At 36.0% G+C, this 22,267-nt stretch carries 23 protein-coding genes; all 23 read left to right on the plus strand.

The genetic code is table 11. The annotated features are described in order from the left end of the window. The first annotated feature begins 64 nt into the window (after window positions 1–64). The 23 genes from R9X47_RS23560 (at window position 65) to R9X47_RS23670 (ending at window position 22,229) form a co-directional block, all read left to right on the plus strand. Window positions 65–979, plus strand: coding sequence for a CehA/McbA family metallohydrolase (locus tag R9X47_RS23560; protein WP_432663533.1), 915 nt, complete (start codon window positions 65–67; stop codon window positions 977–979). 28 nt (window positions 980–1,007) lie between these two features. Then, entirely contained in the window at window positions 1,008–2,279 is a 1,272-nt protein-coding gene (locus tag R9X47_RS23565; RefSeq protein WP_432663534.1) for an MFS transporter, read from the plus strand. A 194-nt stretch (window positions 2,280–2,473) separates the two neighbouring features. After that, window positions 2,474–3,904, plus strand: a complete 1,431-nt coding sequence (gene nhaC / locus R9X47_RS23570; protein ID WP_432663535.1) for a Na+/H+ antiporter NhaC — start codon at window positions 2,474–2,476, stop codon at window positions 3,902–3,904. Between the two features lie 473 nt (window positions 3,905–4,377). Further along, window positions 4,378–5,364, plus strand: a complete 987-nt coding sequence (locus R9X47_RS23575; protein ID WP_432663536.1) for an ornithine cyclodeaminase family protein — start codon at window positions 4,378–4,380, stop codon at window positions 5,362–5,364. Window positions 5,365–5,651: 287 nt separating this feature from the next. Continuing rightward, window positions 5,652–6,002: an ethanolamine utilization microcompartment protein EutS gene (gene eutS / locus R9X47_RS23580; protein ID WP_432663537.1), complete on the plus strand. Its 351-nt coding sequence runs from the start codon at window positions 5,652–5,654 to the stop codon at window positions 6,000–6,002. 10 nt (window positions 6,003–6,012) lie between these two features. After that, window positions 6,013–6,438 (plus strand): EutP/PduV family microcompartment system protein, encoded by a 426-nt coding sequence (locus tag R9X47_RS23585; protein WP_432663538.1) that lies wholly within the window; start codon window positions 6,013–6,015, stop codon window positions 6,436–6,438. Window positions 6,439–6,571: 133 nt separating this feature from the next. After that, window positions 6,572–7,999 carry an ethanolamine ammonia-lyase reactivating factor EutA gene (gene eutA, locus R9X47_RS23590; protein WP_432663539.1) on the plus strand — a complete coding sequence of 476 codons (1,428 nt, stop codon included), beginning with the start codon at window positions 6,572–6,574 and terminating at the stop codon, window positions 7,997–7,999. 13 nt (window positions 8,000–8,012) lie between these two features. Then, a complete protein-coding gene (locus R9X47_RS23595; protein ID WP_432663540.1) occupies window positions 8,013–9,377 on the plus strand; it encodes an ethanolamine ammonia-lyase subunit EutB in 1,365 nt (454 codons plus the stop codon). Between the two features lie 201 nt (window positions 9,378–9,578). Next, entirely contained in the window at window positions 9,579–10,460 is an 882-nt protein-coding gene (gene eutC / locus R9X47_RS23600; protein WP_432667689.1) for an ethanolamine ammonia-lyase subunit EutC, read from the plus strand. Between the two features lie 15 nt (window positions 10,461–10,475). Beyond that, window positions 10,476–11,129, plus strand: a complete 654-nt coding sequence (gene eutL, locus R9X47_RS23605) for an ethanolamine utilization microcompartment protein EutL (protein ID WP_432663541.1) — start codon at window positions 10,476–10,478, stop codon at window positions 11,127–11,129. Window positions 11,130–11,142: 13 nt separating this feature from the next. Then, on the plus strand, window positions 11,143–11,697 hold the full coding sequence (locus R9X47_RS23610) for a BMC domain-containing protein (RefSeq protein ID WP_432663542.1): 555 nt from the start codon (window positions 11,143–11,145) through the stop codon (window positions 11,695–11,697). Further along, complete coding sequence (locus R9X47_RS23615; RefSeq protein WP_432663543.1) at window positions 11,698–13,158, plus strand: acetaldehyde dehydrogenase (acetylating); 1,461 nt, start codon at window positions 11,698–11,700, stop codon at window positions 13,156–13,158. Between the two features lie 81 nt (window positions 13,159–13,239). Beyond that, on the plus strand, window positions 13,240–13,524 hold the full coding sequence (locus tag R9X47_RS23620) for a BMC domain-containing protein (protein ID WP_432663544.1): 285 nt from the start codon (window positions 13,240–13,242) through the stop codon (window positions 13,522–13,524). A gap of 249 nt (window positions 13,525–13,773) precedes the next feature. Then, window positions 13,774–14,550 (plus strand): cobalamin adenosyltransferase, encoded by a 777-nt coding sequence (locus R9X47_RS23625; protein ID WP_432663545.1) that lies wholly within the window; start codon window positions 13,774–13,776, stop codon window positions 14,548–14,550. Between the two features lie 13 nt (window positions 14,551–14,563). Then, entirely contained in the window at window positions 14,564–15,190 is a 627-nt protein-coding gene (pduL, locus tag R9X47_RS23630; RefSeq protein WP_432663546.1) for a phosphate propanoyltransferase, read from the plus strand. Between the two features lie 249 nt (window positions 15,191–15,439). After that, on the plus strand, window positions 15,440–16,261 hold the full coding sequence (eutJ, locus tag R9X47_RS23635; RefSeq protein ID WP_432663547.1) for an ethanolamine utilization protein EutJ: 822 nt from the start codon (window positions 15,440–15,442) through the stop codon (window positions 16,259–16,261). A gap of 13 nt (window positions 16,262–16,274) precedes the next feature. Further along, window positions 16,275–16,967, plus strand: coding sequence for a hypothetical protein (locus R9X47_RS23640; protein WP_432663548.1), 693 nt, complete (start codon window positions 16,275–16,277; stop codon window positions 16,965–16,967). A 33-nt stretch (window positions 16,968–17,000) separates the two neighbouring features. After that, window positions 17,001–17,282: a EutN/CcmL family microcompartment protein gene (locus R9X47_RS23645; protein ID WP_432663549.1), complete on the plus strand. Its 282-nt coding sequence runs from the start codon at window positions 17,001–17,003 to the stop codon at window positions 17,280–17,282. A gap of 19 nt (window positions 17,283–17,301) precedes the next feature. Beyond that, a complete protein-coding gene (locus tag R9X47_RS23650) occupies window positions 17,302–18,648 on the plus strand; it encodes a 4Fe-4S dicluster domain-containing protein (RefSeq protein WP_432663550.1) in 1,347 nt (448 codons plus the stop codon). Then, window positions 18,645–19,193 (plus strand): BMC domain-containing protein, encoded by a 549-nt coding sequence (locus tag R9X47_RS23655; protein WP_432663551.1) that lies wholly within the window; start codon window positions 18,645–18,647, stop codon window positions 19,191–19,193. The genes R9X47_RS23650 and R9X47_RS23655 overlap by 4 nt, the downstream gene beginning before the upstream one ends. Before the next feature lie 68 nt (window positions 19,194–19,261). Continuing rightward, a complete protein-coding gene (gene eutM / locus R9X47_RS23660; RefSeq protein ID WP_432663552.1) occupies window positions 19,262–19,543 on the plus strand; it encodes an ethanolamine utilization microcompartment protein EutM in 282 nt (93 codons plus the stop codon). Window positions 19,544–19,604: 61 nt separating this feature from the next. Continuing rightward, window positions 19,605–20,051 (plus strand): cupin domain-containing protein, encoded by a 447-nt coding sequence (locus R9X47_RS23665; RefSeq protein ID WP_432663553.1) that lies wholly within the window; start codon window positions 19,605–19,607, stop codon window positions 20,049–20,051. 132 nt (window positions 20,052–20,183) lie between these two features. Then, entirely contained in the window at window positions 20,184–22,229 is a 2,046-nt protein-coding gene (locus R9X47_RS23670) for a methyl-accepting chemotaxis protein (RefSeq protein ID WP_432663554.1), read from the plus strand. Window positions 22,230–22,267: the final 38 nt, after the last annotated feature.

Raw genomic sequence — 22,267 nt, forward strand, 5'->3', positions numbered from 1 at the left:
TAAATTTTCTAAAAGATATTAATAAAAAATGTATGTAAAAATGAAAATTAGGGAGAGATGAGAAATGTATGTTAATCCTTATGAGAATTTTAACAAAGAAGGAAAATGGTTAAAGGGTAATTTCCATACCCATACTTCATTTGATGGATGTGGTACAAAGGATATAGAGGATGTAATTTCAGCTTATAAGGATGCTGAATATGATGTTCTTTCTATAACGGGTCATGACAAATACATTGATGGAAAAGCCTATGAAGAAAAGTATGGAATAAGATTAATAAATGGTTATGAATATAGTTCCGGTGAACACATGTGTTGTATAGGTGTTAAAGAACTGGTAAAGGCTGATACACACCAGAAAGTTATTGATGGATGTCTAGATCAAGGTGCCATTGTGGTTATGAATCATCCGAATTGGGATGCCAGACAATTTGGATTTAACTATATCCATTGGGACTGGAATGAGCTTGAGAAACTCCAAAGATATACAGGCCTTGAAATTTGCAACCTAGGCCTTGAAAGATGGGGTGGAGGTAATGGACTAGCAACTGACACTTGGGATAATTTACTTTCGAAGGGTAGAGTTATTTGGGGTTTTGCCAATGATGATATGCATTATTGGGAAGATTTCGCTAATGCTTGGAATATGATTTATTCCGAGGGAGATGACGAAGATAGTATACTTTCAGCAATTCGTGCTGGAGCAGTTTATGCATCTACTGGCATATACCTCGATGAATTTGATTTTGATAATGATAGTAAAATCTTAAGGATTTCAGCAAATCTCAATAAGTCCCACGTAAATGAAAATGAATATAAATTTATAGGCGAAAATGGAAGTATACTTCATGAAATTATTGGCCCTTCCGCAGAGTATCAGCTATCAGGTGAAGAGTTATATGTTCGTGTAGAGGTTAGAAGTAGATGTGGAGCAATGCTTTTCACTCAACCAATTTACAGAAAAATAAACATCAAATAATTTTGGAATTTGACGAAAGGAAGTTGACATGAGTAGTAATTTATTAAAGAAGTGGCAAACTAGAACGTTTATACTTTGTTGGCTAGTTTATGCCAGTGTATATTTTGGAAGGGTTAATATATCAGTGGCTATACCGGAGATACAAAGTGCCTTTGGATGGAGTAAAACGCAAGTTGGCTTAATAGGAAGTGTATTTTTCTGGACCTATGGTATTGGCCATCTGATCAATGGATATATCGGAGATAAGGTTTCAAGTAGAATATATATTTTTGTTGGAGTTGTCTTGATTGCAATCACAAACATATTCTTTGGATTTGGAACAAGTCTGATTCTAATGACGATACTATGGGCTCTAAATGGATTTTTTCAGTCTATGGTTTGGGGACCTATGATAAAAACACTCTCCTATTGGTATGAAGGTAGTAAAAGAAGTAAGATCGCTACTGCTATATCTACATCCATGGTAGGTGGATATGTCTTGGCATGGGGAGTAGCAGGTAAGATCCTTGAACAAACAAACTGGAAGTGGGTTTTTTGGGCTCCAGGAATATTCTTACTCATCTATGCAGTTGCATGGTATATAGGAATTCGCAACCATCCTAAGGATGTAGGGCTTGAAGACCCAAATGAGAATAATTTTGCAGAGGAAGCCAAAGAAGATAATTCAGAATATAGTTCTATGACATTGTTGCAGATAATCAACAAGTCCAAGCTTTGGTTCATCGTTGTTGCTTGTGCTGCAAAGGGAATAATGAAGGAAGGAATATCTCTATGGGGACCAACATTCCTAATGGAGACTCAAGGATTGAATTTAAAGTCTACAATTGGATTGATTTTACTTATTCCATTCATGAATTTTGTTGGAATGATGTTTGCAGGATGGCTAAATAAAAAGTATAAAAATCAAGATCAACTTACTGTTATTACACTTTTACTGATATCAATAGTAACAAATCTATGTTTAGTTAAAATCGGTCAAGTAAGTGCCATACTTGGATTACTGTTCTTAGGATTATCTTCAGCTATGATGTATGGTTCAAACACGATACTATTGGGTTCTATACCTATGAAGTTTGCTAAATACAATAAAACATCATCGGTGGCAGGGTTCTTAGACTTTACATCTTACTTAGCTGCAGGGCTAACTGCCCCGTTAACTGGATTGATTGTAGATAGATTTGGATGGAATGGAGTTCTGATATTATGGATATCTGTAGCTACACTAGGAATAGCTGCAATGTTGATAAATCAGCATTATGAAAAGGTACAAAAGAAAGATATTGTAAATGTCGAAGGTTAGTCAATATTAGTATAGGGTTTATAGAGAGCCTGTATAAGCCCTATGTCATCTAATAAGTATTTTGCTTCAATAAAGTTACGAACAAGAAACTATAATTCCTCAAAATTTCTTATTTAGTTAGTAAAAGTGCAAATGCAAGGTTTGTATTGGTTAACAATGGGAGCTGCTTAATAAAATTAGAGGGGAGATTGTATATGTTGTTAAAACGTAAACCTACTTTTTTTGAAGCTATTTCATGTCTTGTTGTAATGGCCCTTTTAGTTGGTGGAGGCTATGGAGTTTTAAAGTTAAGAATTGAGATGATGCTTATAGCATCAGCTGTGTACACTGGATTTATAGCAATGAGATTAGGAATGACGTGGAAGGATATGGAAGGCGCGATTGCCGAGAAGACAGCTAAAATTATGCCGGCTATATTCATTATTTTTACGGTTGGGATAGTAATAGGAACATTCATTTACGCTGGAACTATTCCAATGATGATATTCTATGGTCTCAAAATTATTAGTCCTAAATATCTAATAGTTAGTGGATTTATAATTTGTGCAATATTATCGACTGTTACAGGTACATCTTGGGGATCAGCGGGTACTGCTGGTGTTGCAATTATGGGTATTGCATATGGTTTAGGAGTTCCTCTTCATATTACCGCAGCAGCTGTTGTATCAGGATCTATTTTTGGTGATAAGCTCTCACCATTATCTGATACTACTAATCTAGCAGCTTTAAGTGCAGGTGTGGATTTATACGATCATATAAAGCATATGCTTTATACAACTATTCCGGCTTCCTTGGTAGCTATGGTCGCTTATCTTATAGTAGGATTACAGTTTTCAGGAGATCTAGTAATGCCAGAGAAGGTTACTATCTTAGTAAACACACTTGATACTATATTCAATTGGAATGTTTTCTTATTAATACCTTTCCTAATAATACTTGGAGGTTCAATCACTAAAAAGCCTACAATTCCAACAATGTTATTTGCATCATTTGTAGCAATTTTAATAGGAATGTTTTCACATGGCTTTGCTTTTAAGGATGCTATGACTGCAGCTGTAAGTGGATTCAATGTAAATATGGTAAAGATTGATGGCTTTGATCCAAATAATGTAATTTGGGAAGTTACGAGACTTATCCATAGAGGTGGAATCAAATCAATGTTTGGCGTAGTAACAATTGTATACTGTGCCTATGGTTTTGCAGCCATCGCTGAAAAGGCTGGATTCTTAGAAGTAATACTTAACTCGTTTATAGACAGAGTAAACTCAGCAGGTCAAGCCGTTGCTACATCAGTTGTTTCAAGTGTTCTACTAGTTTACATTGCAGGAACATGTTATATATCAATCATCATGATTGGTGAACTGTTTAAAGATCCTTATATCAAGAATGGATTACACTTAAAGAACTTATCTAGAACCTTAGAAGATGCTGGAACTATGATTGTTGGATTAGTACCTTGGGGATCTTCAGGAGTCTACTATCTAGGTATTTTAGGTATAGGACCATTGGAGTATGGTGCATGGGCAATACCTCTATATTTATGCCCTATACTAGCAATCATCTATGGATATACAGGATTTGGAATGGCAAAGCTGAACCAGAAGAACTCAACTAAAACTGCTTAAATAAAGTATTATAGTAAAAGTTATGTTTAGGAAGAAAACCTTTGCAGTGTAGTGGTAATAAAAAAAGCAGCCTCTGAGAGTCATGACTACGCCGTTAAAAACCTGTTTTATGATGTAATGTGAGAGAAAAACAGCCTTTTAAAGGTCGCAGTGATGATATTTCAGTGACTACTTCTGAGCAAAAGTAAATCATATAAATAATAAATTATAAAACCTTTATTATCTATACATTTTGATGCAGCTCCCATTTATTAAAAGTAATAATAATTTTTATCTAAGTTAAAAAATTATCATACACAATGACGTATTATATCATAGCTTTTTATATAAATCAAGTATATAAATTTTATATAAATTACTAAATTAAAGCTTACTTTGAAAGGAGTGATGTGGCGAATAGAGGATAGAATGTTTTTTCATTGGGATGCTACTTAAATATATTAAAAACAAATATTTTAGAAGAGGTGATAGGAATGGAAAAAGGAAAAGAAATATTGTATTTAACTCAAAAAGATGTTGAAGAAGTTAATCTAGGTATGGGAGAAATAATTGATATCTTAGAAGAAGCATTTGTTGAAAAAAGCCACAAGCGTATAGAAATGCCGCCAAAGCCAGGCATTCATACGGCAAACAATGCATTTATTCATGCTATGCCATGCTGGATACCTAAGTTAAAATCCGCTGGTATCAAATGGGTAGGAGGATATCCTGAAAATCAAAGTAAAGGCTTGCCATATATTACAGGACTACTTATTCTAAATTGTCCTGAGACTGGTGTACCATTAGCTATAATGGATTGTGTTTGGATCACAGCAATGAGAACTGGAGCTGCATCAGGATTATCTGCAAGATATTTTGCAAATCCAGAAAGTGAGATCCTTGGCGTTTTAGGTTGTGGTGTTCAAGGAAAAACTAATCTTGAAGCTGTATTGGCAGAATGTAAGAACATTAAAAAAGTCTATGCATATGATCTTTATCCAGAGGTTGCAGAGGCATACGCTAAGGAATGCTTTGAGAAATTCAATATTGAGATTATACCAGTAAAGGATCCTAAAGAAGCTGTAGTTGATAGTGATGTATTAGTTACTGCTGGACCAATTGTTTTAAATGAGGAAATTGGTGTGATTGAAAAGGAATGGTTAAAAGAAGGAGTTACTATTACACCTGTTGATTTTGACTGCTTGTTCAAGCCAAAGCAATTAGAGGAATCCGTTGATAAATATTATACAGATGGAATAGGACAATATTCTAAGTTTAAGAGCATGGGATATTTCCCAAATGGACCAGAAAATCCACCGGAAATATGTGATGTAATCACTGAAAAAATTGAGGGAAGAACTAGTAAGTCTGAAAAGATTGTAACTATGAATATAGGTATGGCATTAGATGATATGGCTACAGCTATAAGAATCTATGAAAGAGCCTTAGAAAAAGGCATAGGAACAAAATTGCCACTTTAGTTAAAAAATTAACAAAAAAAGGGGCTATGTTATGAAAAAAATCTCATTAGTTTAGCCCTGGGGTGTTTCAGAATGAAGTTCAAGTCTTTGAAATTCATAGTTATGAGGCACCCTTTGCTAAAAATTTTTAAGATAATTATTTCAGTAAATTGCATATTTATTACTTGCGCAAAGTATGCCACTTACATTGATTTAATAACTATGCAATTTACTAATTTCTAAATAAAATCCATAGAGCTACTATAGTTACAATGGATTCTATACTTCATTTTTAGAAGGTTGATATTATGAATAATAGTAATAAACAAAGAATTATACAGGAATACGTACCGGGCAAACAGGTTACTCTGGCACACTTGATAGCTAACCCTCAGGGAAATATATATAGGAAGCTTGGAATATCAGATGACTACAATGATGCAATAGGAATATTAACTATAACTCCAAGTGAAGCAGCAATAATCGCTGCTGATGTTGCTACAAAGGCAGCTGGGGTAGAGATAGGATTTTTAGATAGATTTAGTGGTTCGTTAGTGCTGGTTGGGGATGTTTCAAGTGTAGAGTCGGCTTTAAAAGAAGTCTTAGAAGTATTGACTAACGTACTGTCATTTACTCCTGCAAAACTCACAAGATCATAGGACTGATAATATGAAAAGGATTATACTTATAGGCCGTACTGGAAGCGGGAAAACCACATTTACTCAAGAGATAATCGAGAGTGAGAAGGAATATAAAAAAACTCAATCAATTGAATGGCACGATAGTGTTATAGATACACCTGGAGAATATATAGAAAATAGAAGATTTTACAATGCTCTCATAACAACATCCTTTGATTGTGAAATAGTTGGATTAGTTCAAGATTCCATCGATGAGGGGTGCATATTTCCTCCAGGATTTGCGGCAATATTTAATAAGACCGTGATAGGAATTATTACAAAGATAGACAATAGAGATAAAAATATTGACTATGCAAAGGAATGCTTGTTGAATGCTGGTGCACAAGAAATTTTTGAGGTAAGTGCCTTTGACGGAAGGGGTATGAAGGATATTAAGATGTTTCTGGATTTATAATATCCAACGAACATGAGGTTGTTTAGACAGAAATGATGAATAGTGAAGGCCGTGTTTAATAGATAAAGGGGCGAATGGACTGGACTAATAAAATTTTAGTCTTTTTGTTTTAGCAATAAGGGGGCTTTCGAAGATGAGGGAACACATTTTGAGCGTAGGAATAGATATAGGAACCTCCACTACCCAGCTTGTATTTAGTAGAATAACAATTGAAAATACAGCTTCAATAAGTTCTGTACCTCGCATAAAGGTTGTAGATAAGGAAGTGGTATATAGAAGTGGGATACACTTTACTCCTCTTATATCTTCTACAACAATAAATGGAAAGTTGGTAAGAAATATAGTAGATAATGAATACAAGAATGCCAATGTAAAACCTGGGGACGTAGGAACTGGAGCTGTGATAATTACCGGTGAAACCGCTAGAAAAGATAATGCCGAGGAAGTTTTAAGGACTCTTAGTGGTCTAGCTGGTGAATTTGTAGTAGCAACGGCCGGCCCCGATCTTGAAGGGATTATTGCTGGAAAGGGTGCAAAGGCCGATGAAATATCAAAGAAAAAAGGATGTACTGTTGCAAACATTGACATTGGCGGTGGAACAACAAATATAGCAGTGTTCAAAAATGGTGATGTTATAGATACATCTTGTCTAGATATAGGCGGAAGACTTGTTAAGTTCAGAAAGAACACCCTAGAAGTATCATATATATCTCCAAAGCTTAAGGAGCTTGCTAAAAGTATAGGAATAAATGTATTTGAAGGTGTAAGGCTCAGCAAGGCAGATATCGAAGAGATAGCCTTAAGAATGGCAGGGATACTTGAGGAAGCCCTAGGAGTAAAGAAAAAGTCTAATGAGTATGAACTAATGATTGCGGATAATGACCTCAAAGGGGATTACGAAGTAGACCATATCTGTTTTTCCGGCGGCGTTGCCGATTGCATAGGTTTGTCGGAGGGAGAGGATGATTTCAAATATGGAGATCTTGGAATTATACTTGGACAAGCAATAAATAAATCGAGACTTGTAAGGGAAAAAAATGTATTGAAATCTGCAGAAACCATAAGAGCTACTGTAGTAGGTGCAGGTTCACATACAACGGAAATTAGTGGTAGTACAATAGCCATAGCAGATGGGGTTTTGCCTCTTAAAAATGTTCCAATATTAAAGCTTAATAGAAAAGATGAAGAGCTGCCCTTTGATGAACTTGGCAGACTAGTAGATGAGAAAATAAAGTGGTTTAATTTAAAAAATGATAGGCAGCTTATAGCCCTTGCCTTTAAGGGCAAAAAAAATTTTAGCTTTAAAGAGATAACCAAATTGTCAGAGGTGATTGTAGAAGGCATGAAGGAAATAATAGAGTTAGATTTTCCATTGATAGTAATTGTAGAAAATGATATTGCTAAGGTACTAGGGCAGAGTATACGGACAAGGCTAAACTTCAATAAGGATGTGATCTGCATAGACTCTGTTAAAGTCGAAAATGGAGATTACATCGATATTGGTAATTCTTTGGCTAATGGAAAAGTAGTTCCTGTAGTAGTTAAAACCCTATTGTTTTAAAGGAGAGAAAAGAATGAGACTCAAAACAAAGCTTTTTGGAACTATTTATAGTTTTAAAGACATAAAGGAAGTATTGGCAAAGGCAAATGAAGAAAAATCAGGAGATAAATTAGCTGGAATTGCGGCTGAGTCTGTAACAGAAAGGATAGCCGCAAAGGAAGTACTCAGCAACTTAACTCTAAAGGATATTAGAAACAATCCAGTAGTACCCTACGAGGAAGACGAGGTAACTAGGATAATACAGGATGGATTGAATGAGAGAATATATAACGAGATAAAAAATTGGACGGTTTCGGAACTAAGGGAATGGATACTTAGTTATGAAACAAGCTCGGCTGACATTAGAAGAATTAGTAGAGGACTTACTAGTGAAATAATAGCGGCAGTAACAAAGCTCATGTCTAATTTAGACCTTATTTATGGCGCTAAAAAGATAGTTGTAACTGCCCATTGTAATACGACCCTTGGATCTCCTGGAACCCTGTCCTTTAGACTTCAACCAAATCATACCACAGACGATCTAGACGGGATCATGATATCACTTATGGAAGGTCTAAGCTATGGAGCAGGTGATGCCGTTATAGGTCTTAACCCAGTAAATGATACCGTAGATAGTGTTTACAATATACTGAATATGTTCGAAGAATTTAAGAAGAAATGGGAGATCCCAACTCAGAATTGTGTTTTGGCCCATATTACGACCCAGATGGAAGCCATAAAAAGGGGAGCACCTGCTGACATGATATTTCAAAGTATAGCTGGAACAGAAAAAGGAAATACAGCCTTTGGAGTTTCAGGAAAACTAATTGAAGAGGCACAGGAACTAGTTTTAAGACAAGGAACTAGCACAGGTCCAAATGTTATGTACTTTGAAACGGGGCAGGGATCGGAGTTATCATCGGAGGCTCACTATGGTGTAGATCAGGTTACCTTGGAGGCAAGATGCTATGGATTGGCCAAGAAATACAATCCATTCCTTGTTAACACAGTAGTCGGATTTATTGGACCAGAATATCTATACGATGGAAAACAGGTTATAAGGGCTGGACTCGAGGATCATTTTATGGGGAAGCTTACTGGAATCCCTATGGGAGTTGACGTTTGCTATACAAACCACATGAAGGCAGATCAAAATGATGTTGAGAATCTGTCGGTTCTGTTAGGCTCTGCGGGATGTAGCTACGTAATAGGTATACCAGCAGGAGATGACATAATGCTTAACTATCAATGTCTTGGCTATCATGAGGCTGCAACTCTAAGAGAATTACTTGGTTTAAGGCCTATAAAAGAGTTTGGAAAATGGCTTGAAAAAATGGGAATCTATGAAGATGGAAGGCTGAGTAAAAGAGCAGGAGATGCATCCATATTTATTAAGTAACAAATAGGATTTGTATCAGATTGCTGATAAAGTCAGTAAGATGGTAGGCTTTTGAAAAAGCCGAAGTTCGAGGCGTGCTGAAAGCAAGAGACCGTAGCGTATACATACATACGTAAGGGTTCTTGATTGAAGCAACAACGAAGAAATTCGGGTTTTTCAATAGCCTGTAACAAATAAGATTTGTATGGAGGGAATTGTGTGATTTCTGAAAGAGATCTAAAAAATATTATCGAAAAAGTTATTTTCGAAATGAGTAGTGATAAGGTAACTTCTAAGGAAAAAAAGTGTACTAGTGAGGGTAAATTTGAAGCATCTACAGGAGAAGATATACCAGATCTAACAAGGGTTGAGATAAAGGATGAGCTTCTTGTTCCAGAGCCAGCAAACAGAGAGGCCTATATGAAATTTAAAGAAACAACTCCAGCAAGGGTTGGCGTATGGAGAACAGGTTCTAGATATAAAACCCAGACACAATTAAGATTTAGAGCAGACCATGCAGTTGCTCAAGATGCAGTATTTAACGATGTTTCAAAAGAATTCTTGGAAGATATGGGCCTGTTTTCAGTAACAACTATGTGCTCCGACAAGGATGAGTATCTAACAAGACCTGATTTAGGAAGAAAATTTCATAAAGAAAATGAAAGTATAATACTTGAAAATTGTAAGAAGAGACCAAGGGTTCAAATATATATATCCGATGGACTCAGTTCTACGGCTATAGAGGAAAATGCACAGGATACCTATGGAGCCATAATTCAGGGATTAAAGGGCTTTGGAATAGAAGCTGGAACACCATTTTTTGTAAAGCACGGAAGAGTACCTGCTATGGATGCAATCACAGAAATCCTTGATTCCGAAGTGACTGTAGTGTTAATAGGAGAGAGACCTGGTCTGGCTACAGCAGGAAGTATGAGCTGTTACATGACATACAGAGGAAAAGTTGGAATGCCGGAATCGAATAGGACGGTGATCTCCAACATTCACAAGGGAGGTACTTTAGCAGTAGAAGCAGGAGCGTATATAGCAGATATAATCAAAAAAATGCTAGAGGAGAAAGCAAGTGGGTTAGATCTTAAATTATAAAGTGGAGGTTTAGATATGAGAGACGATCCATTAAAAACCACGGTACTAAGTGTTAAGCTAATACCAAATGTAGACTCGGCAATTGCCAGAAAGCTAGAACTTGAAAGTGGGCATAGAAGCATAGGTATGATAACCACCGACTGCGATGATGTGGGATATACTGCCATTGACGAAGCAACTAAAAAAGCGGAAGTAAAGGTGGCCTATGCAAAATCCTTTTATGCTGGAGCAGCCAATGCAAGTACAAAGCTAGCGGGAGAATTCATCGGAATTTTATCAGGTCCTGATCCAGCAACAGTTAAAAGTGGCCTAAATGCGGCTATAGATTTTATAGAAAACGATGCTTGCTTCTATAGTGCAAATGATGATGATTCTATAGCCTACTATGCCCATTGTATTTCAAGGACAGGAACATTCTTATCAGATCTAGCTGGAATACAAGAAGGTGAGGCAATAGCCTACCTAATTGCACCACCAATTGAAGCAATGTATGCTCTAGATGCTGCCCTAAAGGCAGCGGACGTCAAAATGGCAGAATTTTTTGGACCTCCTTCAGAAACTAATTTTGCCGGTGGATTACTGACAGGAAGCCAGTCAGCGTGTAAAGCTGCATGCGAGGCCTTTGCCGATGCAGTCAAATTCGTTGCCGACAATCCTATCAAATATTAGGCTGGTGAAGAAGATGATAAATAAAGCACTTGGTCTAATAGAGACCTATGGATATGTTCCCGCGGTAGAAGCCTGCGATGCATGTTTGAAGGCGGCAAATATAGAACTGATAGGATTTGAATTTGTAAGTGGAGGTCTTGTAACTATAAAGATTTGTGGAGAGGTTAGTGCTGTAAAGGCATCGATTGACGCTGGAGCAACTGCAGCCAAGGAATTAGGACGAGTTATATCTGTAGATGTCATAGCAAGAACAGGGATAGGGTTGGAGAAGATAATATATCCTCCAGAAAAGATTAAGGCTACTCACCTTAACAATGAAACACTGAGAATGGAAGAGCTGAGATCCAAAGATTCAATAATAAAAAAAGAGCTTGCACATAGTGAGAAGAATTTAGTAGCTAAAATATCAGAAAATATTAAGGTGCTAAAGGATATGAAGGTGGTTGATCTAAGGAAAATTGCTAGACAAATAGACGACTTTCCAATGATCAAAGGCGAAATAAAGTATGCAAAGAAAATGGAGCTTATAGAGGCGATAAAAAATTACTTGAAAAATAAGGGGGAATAGATGGTGATTAAAGACAAGGATCTTCAATCTATTCAGGAAGTAAGAAATCTAATTAGAAGTGCAAAGGCAGCCCAAAGAGAACTTGAGAAGCGTGGCAGAGAGTTTATTGATAAATTAGTATATCAACTTTCAAAGGCTGCTTCAAATGAAGCAGAATCATTGGCAAGGATGGCAGCAGATGAAACTGGCTTTGGAAAATGGGAAGATAAGCTAATAAAGAATAAAGTAGCTAGCGAAAATTTATATGAATATATTAAGGAAATGAAGACCATTGGTATCATTAATGAGAATAAAGAGAAAAAAATAGTTGAGATTGGTACGCCAGTAGGTGTTATTGCAGGACTTATACCATCTACAAACCCAACATCTACAACAATATATAAGGCTTTAATAGCTTTAAAATCAGGTAACTCAATTATATTTAGCCCCCATCCTAGTGCCATAAACTGTATATTGAAAACCGTAGAGGTATTAAATAAAGAAGCATTAAGGTTTGGTGCTCCGGAAGGTCTTATTAGCTGTATGTCCCTTCCAACACTAGAGGGAACAGATGAGCTTATGAAGCATGATGATGTATCTCTTATACTTGCTACAGGCGGTTCCGGAATGGTAAAGGCTGCCTATAGCTCAGGAACTCCTGCATTGGGGGTAGGTCCAGGAAATGTACCTGCATTTATTGAAAGGTCTGCAGATATTGGGCTAGCAGTAAAAATGATTTTAGCAAGTAAGACCTTCGATAATGGTACTGTTTGTGCTTCAGAACAGGCGATTGTTACTGAAAATTGCATAGCTGATTACGTTAAAAATGAACTTAGAAATCAGGGAGGATACTTCCTAACTGGTGAAGAGATAGATAAGGTAGTTAAGATAATGGAGAGACCAAATGGTAGTATGAATCCTAAGATTGTTGGAAAATCTGCTCAGGATATTGCTAACATGGCAGGAATAACTATTCCGAAGGGTACTAAGGTCCTAGTTTGTGAAGAGAAGGGTGTTGGTAAAAATTATCCATTCTCTAAAGAAAAGTTGACACAATTGTTAGCCTTCTATAGTGTCGAAAATTGGTCTGAGGCCTGTGACCTGTGCTTTGCCTTACTAAAAAATGGAGGTATAGGACATACCTTGGCTATTCATTCAAGGGATGAAGAGATTATCAAGGAATTTGCACTGAGAAAGCCGGTTTCAAGATTCTTAGTAAATACTCCGTCTACCCAAGGTGCCATTGGATTGAGTACAAACCTAGCTCCGGCATTAACACTGGGCTGTGGAGCTGTTGGAGGGAGTGCTACTTCAGATAACGTTGACCCTAGGCACCTAATAAACATAAGAAGAATGGCCTATGGGGTAAATGATTTAGGCTTAGAATCAAAGGCTAAAAATGGAAGTTCTATAAATGACATAAAGAATGTAGATATAGAAACTATCTGCAAAATAGTTATGGAACAGCTAAAACAATGTTAAGATAGGTAAATCAAAAAAATCTCAAAGAACAACCTAGAAATTTAAGACTTATAACCATATAAAATAAAGGAGGAAATAAAAATGGCAAATATGAATGCACTTGGAATGATTGAAACAAAGGGATTGGTAGGCTCAGTCGAAGCGGCTGATGCGATGGTAAAGGCAGCCAATGTAACACTTATCGGAAAGGTACATGTAGGTGGAGGTTTAGTTACAGTAATGGTTAGAGGCGATGTTGGTGCAGTAAAAGCAGCTACAGATGCGGGGGCAGCTGCGGCAGAAAGAGTAGGAGAGCTAGTATCTGTTCACGTTATACCAAGACCACACAGTGAAGTTGAGTTAGTGCTTCCGAAGATAGAAGGATAGTTTTAGAGTTCTAAGATAAGGGTCATTCTCTATGGATTATATCCAATAAGATGATGTAATAAGTTTCCTGTAGTAAAGAGAATGCCCCGAGGTCTTAGAATCGACCACTAATAGAATATAAGTTCAAACTTTTATTAGTGAAATTTTGGATTAAGGTTTTGTTTTAAAGACCTAAAAAAAGTGACAGAAATAAGAGCCAGAAGCTAGCAGCTCTATGGGCATTTACCGCCATCTAAGGGGAGTGAGCTAATGAAGGTTTTGACCGAAGTTATACTTCGAAAAGAGTTTAAAGAGAAATTACCGGATAAATATTTCGTAGCTAAAAATATAATTATAACACCTTCAGCAAAACAGTATCTAAAGGAACAACAGGTTGAACTGATAGTTGAAGAAACTACTACGGATTATGAAAAAGAAGATAGTAGGAAGAAGGCAAATAAATATAAAGAATTTAAAACTCCCACGGAAAAAATTGTACCTAAGTATACTTCATACTACTCAGGAGGAGCCTTAGAACAGAAGCCTGAGCATATGACCCAAATCTATGGAAACAAGTTAGTTTTTAAGGATGACCCTAAGATAATATTTAGGGGAAGGCTCGATAGTCTTCAATCTAATATAATGGCTCTACAATTGCTTGTAGCCTCTAAGAAGATCGCAGTACTAGTAGAGGAACTTGATGAGGTTCTAGATTATACAAGGGAGATTCTGAAGTCTGAGGTTTTAGAAGTGGAGTTAAGTTTAGGAAGTTTAATTGGACTAAACGAAGGAGAACTAAGAGAAATGTCCCATCATCCTAAAAAGTATTTTGGAATAAATCATATACTTCCAAACTATCAAATGGGAGAGATACTAGTAGGTCTTAACTCATTAAGGAGTAGCGTAAGGGAAGTGGAACTTATAGCAATCAGTGCCTTTAGAAGGGATTTCGAGATTAGCAGAATTGACATAATAAAGGCGTTAAATAGATTAAGCAGCTGTATTTATATAATGATGTGTAAGCATAAAGCTGGTTTATACAAGTAAAAGAGGTGAGACTTTGCAAGAAGCATTAATACAGGAAATAGTAAAAAAGGTAATGGACACAATATGCTGCGATAAAACAATACCCGTAGAGGCATCGGCAAGGCATGTACACCTGAGTGTAGAGCATATAGAAAGGCTCTTTGGCAAGGACTACGAGATGTCAAAAAAGAAGGAACTATCACAGCCTGGGCAGTTTCAGTATAACGAAAGGGTAACACTAATAGGTCCTAGGGGAGTATTGAAGGGAGTCGCAATATTAGGCCCAGCTAGAGATAAAACCCAAGTAGAAATTTCTAAAACCGATGCAAGAGCCCTCGGAATTAATCCACCAGTCAGGGAATCGGGTAAACTAGATGGAAGTGGAAATATATATATAGCGACGGAGAAGGCTGTAGTAGAAGCTAATGAGTCGGTAATCATTGCAAAGAGACATATCCATATGACTCCGGATGATGCTGAAAGCTTTGGTGTTGAGGACAAGCAATTGGTAAGTGTGAGGGTTAAAGGTGATAGAACGGTAGTTTTTGAAGATGTTGTAGTAAGGGTTAATAGGATATATAAGCTAAGTATGCACATAGATTTTGATGAAGCAAATGCATGTGGACATAAAGATGGTGTGGTAGGAGAAATTATCATTTAAAATAAGCAAATTTAAAATCAACTTAGTGTGCTAGTTTCTACCAACCGGGCTTTTGATATTTTCTTTTCGTTCATGCAATGAACCTGTTTTTTTTATGTTTATTTGAAGGTGAAAACAGATTCATTGAAATCACTAAAATAAAATATCAAAATCCCTTAGATTTTATTTCGCTCTATTGTTGGTCATCAATAATAGTAAAACAAGTTAAAGCTAATAAATGTTGCTATGTATAAAAGGAGATTTTTTAATATGGATTTTACAAGGGCAAATGACCTTATATCGAGAGTTGAAAAAAGTTTACAGGAAACTGGAGAATTTAATAAATCAGAAGAATTACTAGTTGGAGTAGACCTGGGGACAGCATATATAGTTTTAGTGGTATTAGATAAAGAAATGAATCCAATTGCCAGTGATATGCAGTTTGCTCAGGTTCTTAAGGATGGTTTAGTAGTTGACTATATAGGTGCATCAAGGATAGTTAGAGAGCTTAAGGCTAAGCTTGAGGAAAGGCTAGGAGTAGATCTATTAAGGGCAGCTATAGCCGTACCACCAGGAACTGGGGAGAAAGACAGCAAAACTCACAAGTATGTAGTAGAAGGAGCAGGGATGGAGGTTACTGCAATCCTTGATGAACCTACTGCCGCAAATGCAGTTCTTGGGATAGAAAATGGAGTAATTGTCGATATTGGTGGAGGAACTACAGGCCTATCAATATTGAAAAATGGCAAGGTAATTTACACAGCCGATGAAGCTACAGGAGGAACCCATTTATCCTTAGTTGTATCAGGAAACTATAGAATTAGTTTTGAAGAAGCTGAGAAAAGAAAAAAGGATAAGAAAATACAAAGAGAGATATTTACAATTGTGAGACCTGTAGTTCAAAAAATGGCATCAATTGTTAATAAACATATTGAGGGACATAAAGTAGAGAATATTTACCTAGTCGGTGGAACATGCTGCCTTGAGGGAATTGAAGGTGTAATTGAAAGTGAAACCGGTATACCGACCCACAAACCAGAAAATCCTTTTTTAGTTACACCACTAGGAATTGCAATGAACTGTAGGCCATAAGGAAGTGATATTAATGAGTACCGATAGCTTAATTAAAATTATAGCTGAAGAGGTATTGAAGAGAATAAAAGAATCGCAGGATTGTATGCACATTGTTAGTGATGAAGCCACACTGATTTTAGATGAGGATTCCCAAAAAAACCGTAATAAATATAAATATATTAATTCAAATGGAAATAAGATTAAGTTTTTAAATGAATTTTGTATAGAAGATATAACCTCACTTACCTATATAATTGCTCCTAGCCTATCAAATATAGATATAGGAAATATAGCCCTAGGACTTGGGCAAAGTGAAGCCTCTAAAGTCATAATTGAAGGAATCTTAAGGGGCACAAAAGTTATTGTACTAGATGAAGGAATTGAGTATAAGAAATTTGCAAAAACAGCGAATTCAAATTTCATTAAAGTCTTTAGAGAACATGAAGAAAAACTAATTGAATTTGGTGTTGAAATATTAAGCAACGAAGAGCTTCATAGGGTTTTTCAATATAGAAATCTGGAAACCGATAAAAAGGCTCAAAGAAAAACCAAGGAAATGTTTTTAAGCGAAGCAGCTATAAATAAAAAGGCAATTACTGAAAAGGATATGTATGACGCCCATTGCAAGGGCTACAAAACAATCTACATCGATAAAAAATCAATAATAACGCCCCTTGCATTGGATTATATAAAGCTTAATAGTATTAATATTGCTAGAACTTAACTAGAAAATGAGAATAAAGGAAGGTAGGTATATATGATTATTGGCAAGGTTGTAGGAAACGTTTGGGCTACGAGGAAGGAAGAGCTATTGAATGGTCTTAAATTGTTAGTTGTTAAGCCAATAAACTATTATACTAAAGCAGACCTTGGTACATTTGTAGCAGTAGATAATGTTGGTGCTGGGATTGGCGAGACCGTTCTTATTGTTAGAGGTAGCTCTGCTAGAAAAGCAATCCATAGGATGGAGGCACCGGTAGATGCTACAGTTGTTGGAATCATCGATGAAGTAGAGATAAATAAAGAAATTGAAGTTTAAGAGAAGGGGGGAACAATATATGGAGCTAATACAAAAGATATTTGATGCAGGAGTTGTTGGAGCTGGAGGCGCAGGCTTCCCCACTCATATAAAGCTAAACTCTAGTCCGGAATTCCTAATTATAAATGGAGCTGAGTGTGAACCTCTTCTAGAAACAGATAAATTTCTAATGAGGACAAAGAGTATTGAAGTAATAAGAGCTATGGAAGAAGTAGGTAATCATATTAAGGCTGAAAAATTAATAATTGGACTCAAAGCCAAATATGAAGAGGAAGTGAAACAGCTAAGCAAGGCTATTGAAGATCTAAACTCGAAGGTAGAGCTCTTCCTACTTGACAATTTTTATCCTGCTGGAGATGAGCAAATATTGGTATATGAAATTACAAAACGATCTATCTCTGCGGGAGGAATCCCCTTAGACGTAGGGGTAGTTGTATCAAATGTGGGAACTATGAAAAATATATATAGGGCTATCAATGATAAGCCAGTGACTGATAAGTACGTTAGTGTAATTGGTGAGGTAAGGCGTCCATCTATCATAAAAGTTCCAATAGGTATAAGTGTGGCTGAGTGTATTGAAGCTGCTGGTGGAACAAACCTTGAGGAGTTTAGAGTAATAATGGGTGGACCCATGATGGGTGGAATTATTCATAAGGATCAAATCGAAGAAAAAGTAATAACTAAAACCGTTGGGGCCCTTATAGTAATTCCTAGAAATCATTATATAGTTACAAGAAAAGAAACTCCTATGGGACATATAATTAATAGAGCTAAAAGTGCCTGTATTCAGTGTTCCATGTGCACAGATCTATGTCCAAGATATCTAATAGGACATAATCTTAGACCACATAGAATAATGAGAAGCATTGGATTTTCTGAAATAAATGGAGAAGTATTAAAAGAGGCTTTGATATGTTGTGAATGTGGAATATGTGAACTATATGCTTGTCCAATGGGACTATCACCTAGGAGTGTAAATGAACATCTAAAGAAAGCCCTCAGGGAGAATGGGATTAAGTATGAAAAACAAGAGGGTCAGACTATTGCAAGGGAAATGAGAGAATATAGAAGAGTACCGGTTCCAAGATTGATATCAAGAATAGATCTAACTGAATATGAGGGAAAAGATATTGAAGAAGTATCTGATGTAGAAGCAACCGAGGTAAAAATTCCACTAAGTCAACATATTGGGAAACCCGCTAGTCCTATAGTGTCCGTAGGAGATAGGGTGTTTAAGGGACAGTTAATAGGTAAGGTCGAGATAGAAGAATTTGGAGCAAATATCCATTCAAGTATTGATGGCAGAGTATGTGAAGTGTCTGAAATAGTAGTTATTAGAAGCGATAAGAATGAGGTGACTTCATGATAAGAACAATAGGACTATTAGAACTTAATAGCATAGCTAAAGGTATTGAAGTAGCTGATAGTATGATTAAGGCAGCTGAAGTTAAACTAATAAAGGCCAATTCAATATGTCCAGGTAAGTACATTGTTCTTATCTCAGGAGATGTTGGAGCCGTTAAAGCTTCAGTTGAAGCAGGTCTAGAAATAGGTAGAGAATTTGTTGTTGATAAACTGGTGCTTCCAAGTGTCCATCCACAGCTAATAAGTGCTATAAACGGGACAACCTTTGTAAGCGAACTTAACTCACTAGGAGTATTAGAATTCTTTAGTATTGCTACATCTATAGTAGCAGCAGATGCAGCGGCTAAAGCCGCAACTGTAGAGTTGATTGATATAAGGCTAGGTTTTGCCATAGGTGGAAAGGCCTTTGTTACCTTGACTGGAGATGTAAGTGCAGTTAAAGAAGCCATCGAAACGGGCGCAAGGGTAGCAGAAGATACAGGAATGCTAGTAAACAAGGTAGTAATTCCATCTCCGAGGAAAGAATTGTTTAAGGAATTATTGTAATGAAGAGAATCGAGTACGGAGCAAATATGAGGAATAAGAAATCGATTTATTATAGGGAGGTAATATAAATGGCAAGAATGGAAGCTTTGGGAATGATAGAAACAAAGGGCTTAGTTGGAGCTATAGAAGCAGCAGATGCCATGGTAAAGGCAGCAAATGTAACATTAATAGGTAAGGAACAGATAGGTAGTGGACTAGTTACGGTAATGGTAAGGGGGGATGTTGGAGCTGTTAAGGCGGCTACAGATGCAGGAGCAGCTGCAGCAGAACGTGTAGGTGAGCTGATATCTGTTCATGTTATTCCAAGACCCCATGATGAGGTAGAAACTATTATAGAGAGTTCCAAGTAAATCTTTAAGAGTAAAAGTTATAGTCATGCAGCAGTCAAAGTGGAAGGAGGAAATTAATATCATGGATGAAATAAGCAAATCGGTAATAGCGGAAATGGTAAAAAAAGTTGTTATGGAACAATTAGAGAAGAGTAAGAATGAATTTGTTAAGCATGTAGATGAGAGCGGAATAATATCAATAAAAACAGAAACAGTAAAGCCTAGAAAATTTGATACAGGGAAGAACGACGCCGAAGTTTACCTAACCGATGTTGTCACTGTAGAAGAGAGCCCAAGACTAGGCTGTGGAATAATGGAAATGAAAGAAACCTCCTTTGATTGGACACTTAATTACGATGAAGTTGATTATATAATAGATGGAACACTGGAAGTAATTATTGGAGACCGAAAAGTTGTTGGAAAAAAGGGTGACATTATTTTAATCCCTAAAAATAAATCAATTAAGTTCAGCACACCAGAATCCTGTAGATTCATGTATGTTGTATATCCTGCACTTTGGCTAGAATAAATGTAATATCAAGAAAAACTAAGGAGAGCTATGTCTATTATATTATGGATATAGCCTTTTCTATATAAGCAGAAATAAATATTAACCTTTGTTATATTAACTTAAATACTTTTTTACTAAGGAGGGCAATTTATGAGCAGAAAGCCAAAAAAAACGGTAGCCAAAAAGATGATTATAAATTTATTCATAGTGATGATTTTAATCTTTACATGTATTGCAATTTTTTTCTTCAACCATGCTAAGCAAAGTTTGTTAAAAGAAATTAAAGAAGAAACTCAAATGACGGGAAAAAATATATCTTTACAGATAAATAGTTATTTTGAAAAGAATAAACTAGTCACAAATCAAATGACGACCAATGAACAAATCACAACATATCTAAAGGAAGTAAATACATATGAGGATGTTATACAACACAGATACTATGAAGACGTTAGTAAAACCTTAGACGTAATTAGAGATGCAAATCCATTTCTTAAGTACACTTGGATTGCCAATGATAGAGCCAATTTTTATATAAGTAACAAGGGAACAGTTTCCAAGGAAGACTTTAAATGTGAAACAAGAAAATGGTATAGATTAGCATTGGATAATAAAGGTGTACAATTCAGTGAACCCTATGTTACTTTAAAGGAAGGAACTTTGGTAATTACAGCTATAACTGCAGTGAGAGAGAATAATAAAGTATTAGGCTTTATATCTTCGGATATGGCCCTTGATTTTATTAAGGAATTTATGAATAAGGGAATAATAGGAGATAAGGGTAAGAGTTTCTTAATAGATTCACGAGGCGTATATTACTATCATGAAGATCAAGAAAAACTAGGGAAAGAAAATATATTAAAGGAAGATAATGATCTTAAGAATATTGGAGAAAAAATGATTAATGGGGAAGAGGGAATAACTGAAATAACAATAGATGGGAAAGCAAAGTACATAACCTACTACCCCGTAGAAGCTAATAATTGGGCCGTTGGCTTAATAATCGATAAGGATGAAGTGCTGCAGGGATTAAATCAATTCAAAATAGTTACAATTATAATATTTATTGTAGGCTTAATAATTATTTTAGCAATATTCTTTTTCTATATAAAATCTACACTAAGGCCTATTTCAGTTGCCACAGAATATGCTAATGAATTATCTAAGTGTAATTTCCAAAGTGATGTATCAATGTCCTTATTAGATCGTGAAGATGAGATAGGAAATTTGGTAAGGGCCCTAGATGGAGTTGCAAAAAACATTCGCGTACTCGTAAAAGAAATCATTGACTCATCTAATAATGTTTCAGAGTCATCTCAAGAATTAGCCATAGCATCACGGGAATCAACCATTACCTCAGAACAAATAGCCAGAACTATTGAAGATATAGCAGTAGGAGCTACTGAACAGGCTAAGGGCACAGAAACTGGTGCGGAAATGACAACGGAGCTTGGAGCTTTAATTGAAGGAAATCAGCAGGACTTAGAATACTTGAATAAATCAGTTAATAAGGTTGAGAAAATAACCGATGAAGGTAAAAAAGTTTTGAACAATCTAGTGGAAAATACGAAAGAGAGTAATAGCTATTCAAAATTAGTATATGAATCCATAGTAGAAACCAATAGAAGCACAGAGAAAATAAATGAGGCTAGCAAGGTGATTGCATCTATTGCAGAGCAAACAAATCTTTTAGCACTAAATGCCTCCATAGAAGCAGCTAGAGCAGGGGAGTTGGGTAGAGGATTTGCAGTTGTAGCCGACGAAATTAGAAAATTAGCGGAACAGTCCACACTATCAACGAAGGAAATAGAGAGTGTAATTAAAGATTTACATGTAAATTCAAACAAATCTGTAAAGGCCATGGAAGATGCAAATCAAATAGTAAGTAAACAATTTGAAAATGTAGAATTGACTGAGGAAAAATACAATGAAATTATTAAATCCGTTAGGGATTCAAAGGAGATAATTAATAAACTAAATAAATCAGGTAGAGAAATGGAAGAGAAGAAGGAAAGCATAGTAAATATGATAAAGAATCTAGCTGAAATTGCTGAAAATAACGCTGCCAGCACAGAAGAAGCTGCTGCAAGCACAGAGGAGCAATCTGCTTCTATTATGGAAATGAATAATGGAAGTGGAAGTTTAGCTGAGTTAGCTGAAAAACTTCTAAAGGATGTAAAGAAATTTAAAATATAATCAAAAATTAAAAGGGCTTTTGATCCTGAAATGTAGGA

It is taken from the genome of Wukongibacter baidiensis, assembly GCF_050888315.1.
Lineage (GTDB): Bacteria > Bacillota > Clostridia > Peptostreptococcales > Caminicellaceae > Wukongibacter > Wukongibacter baidiensis.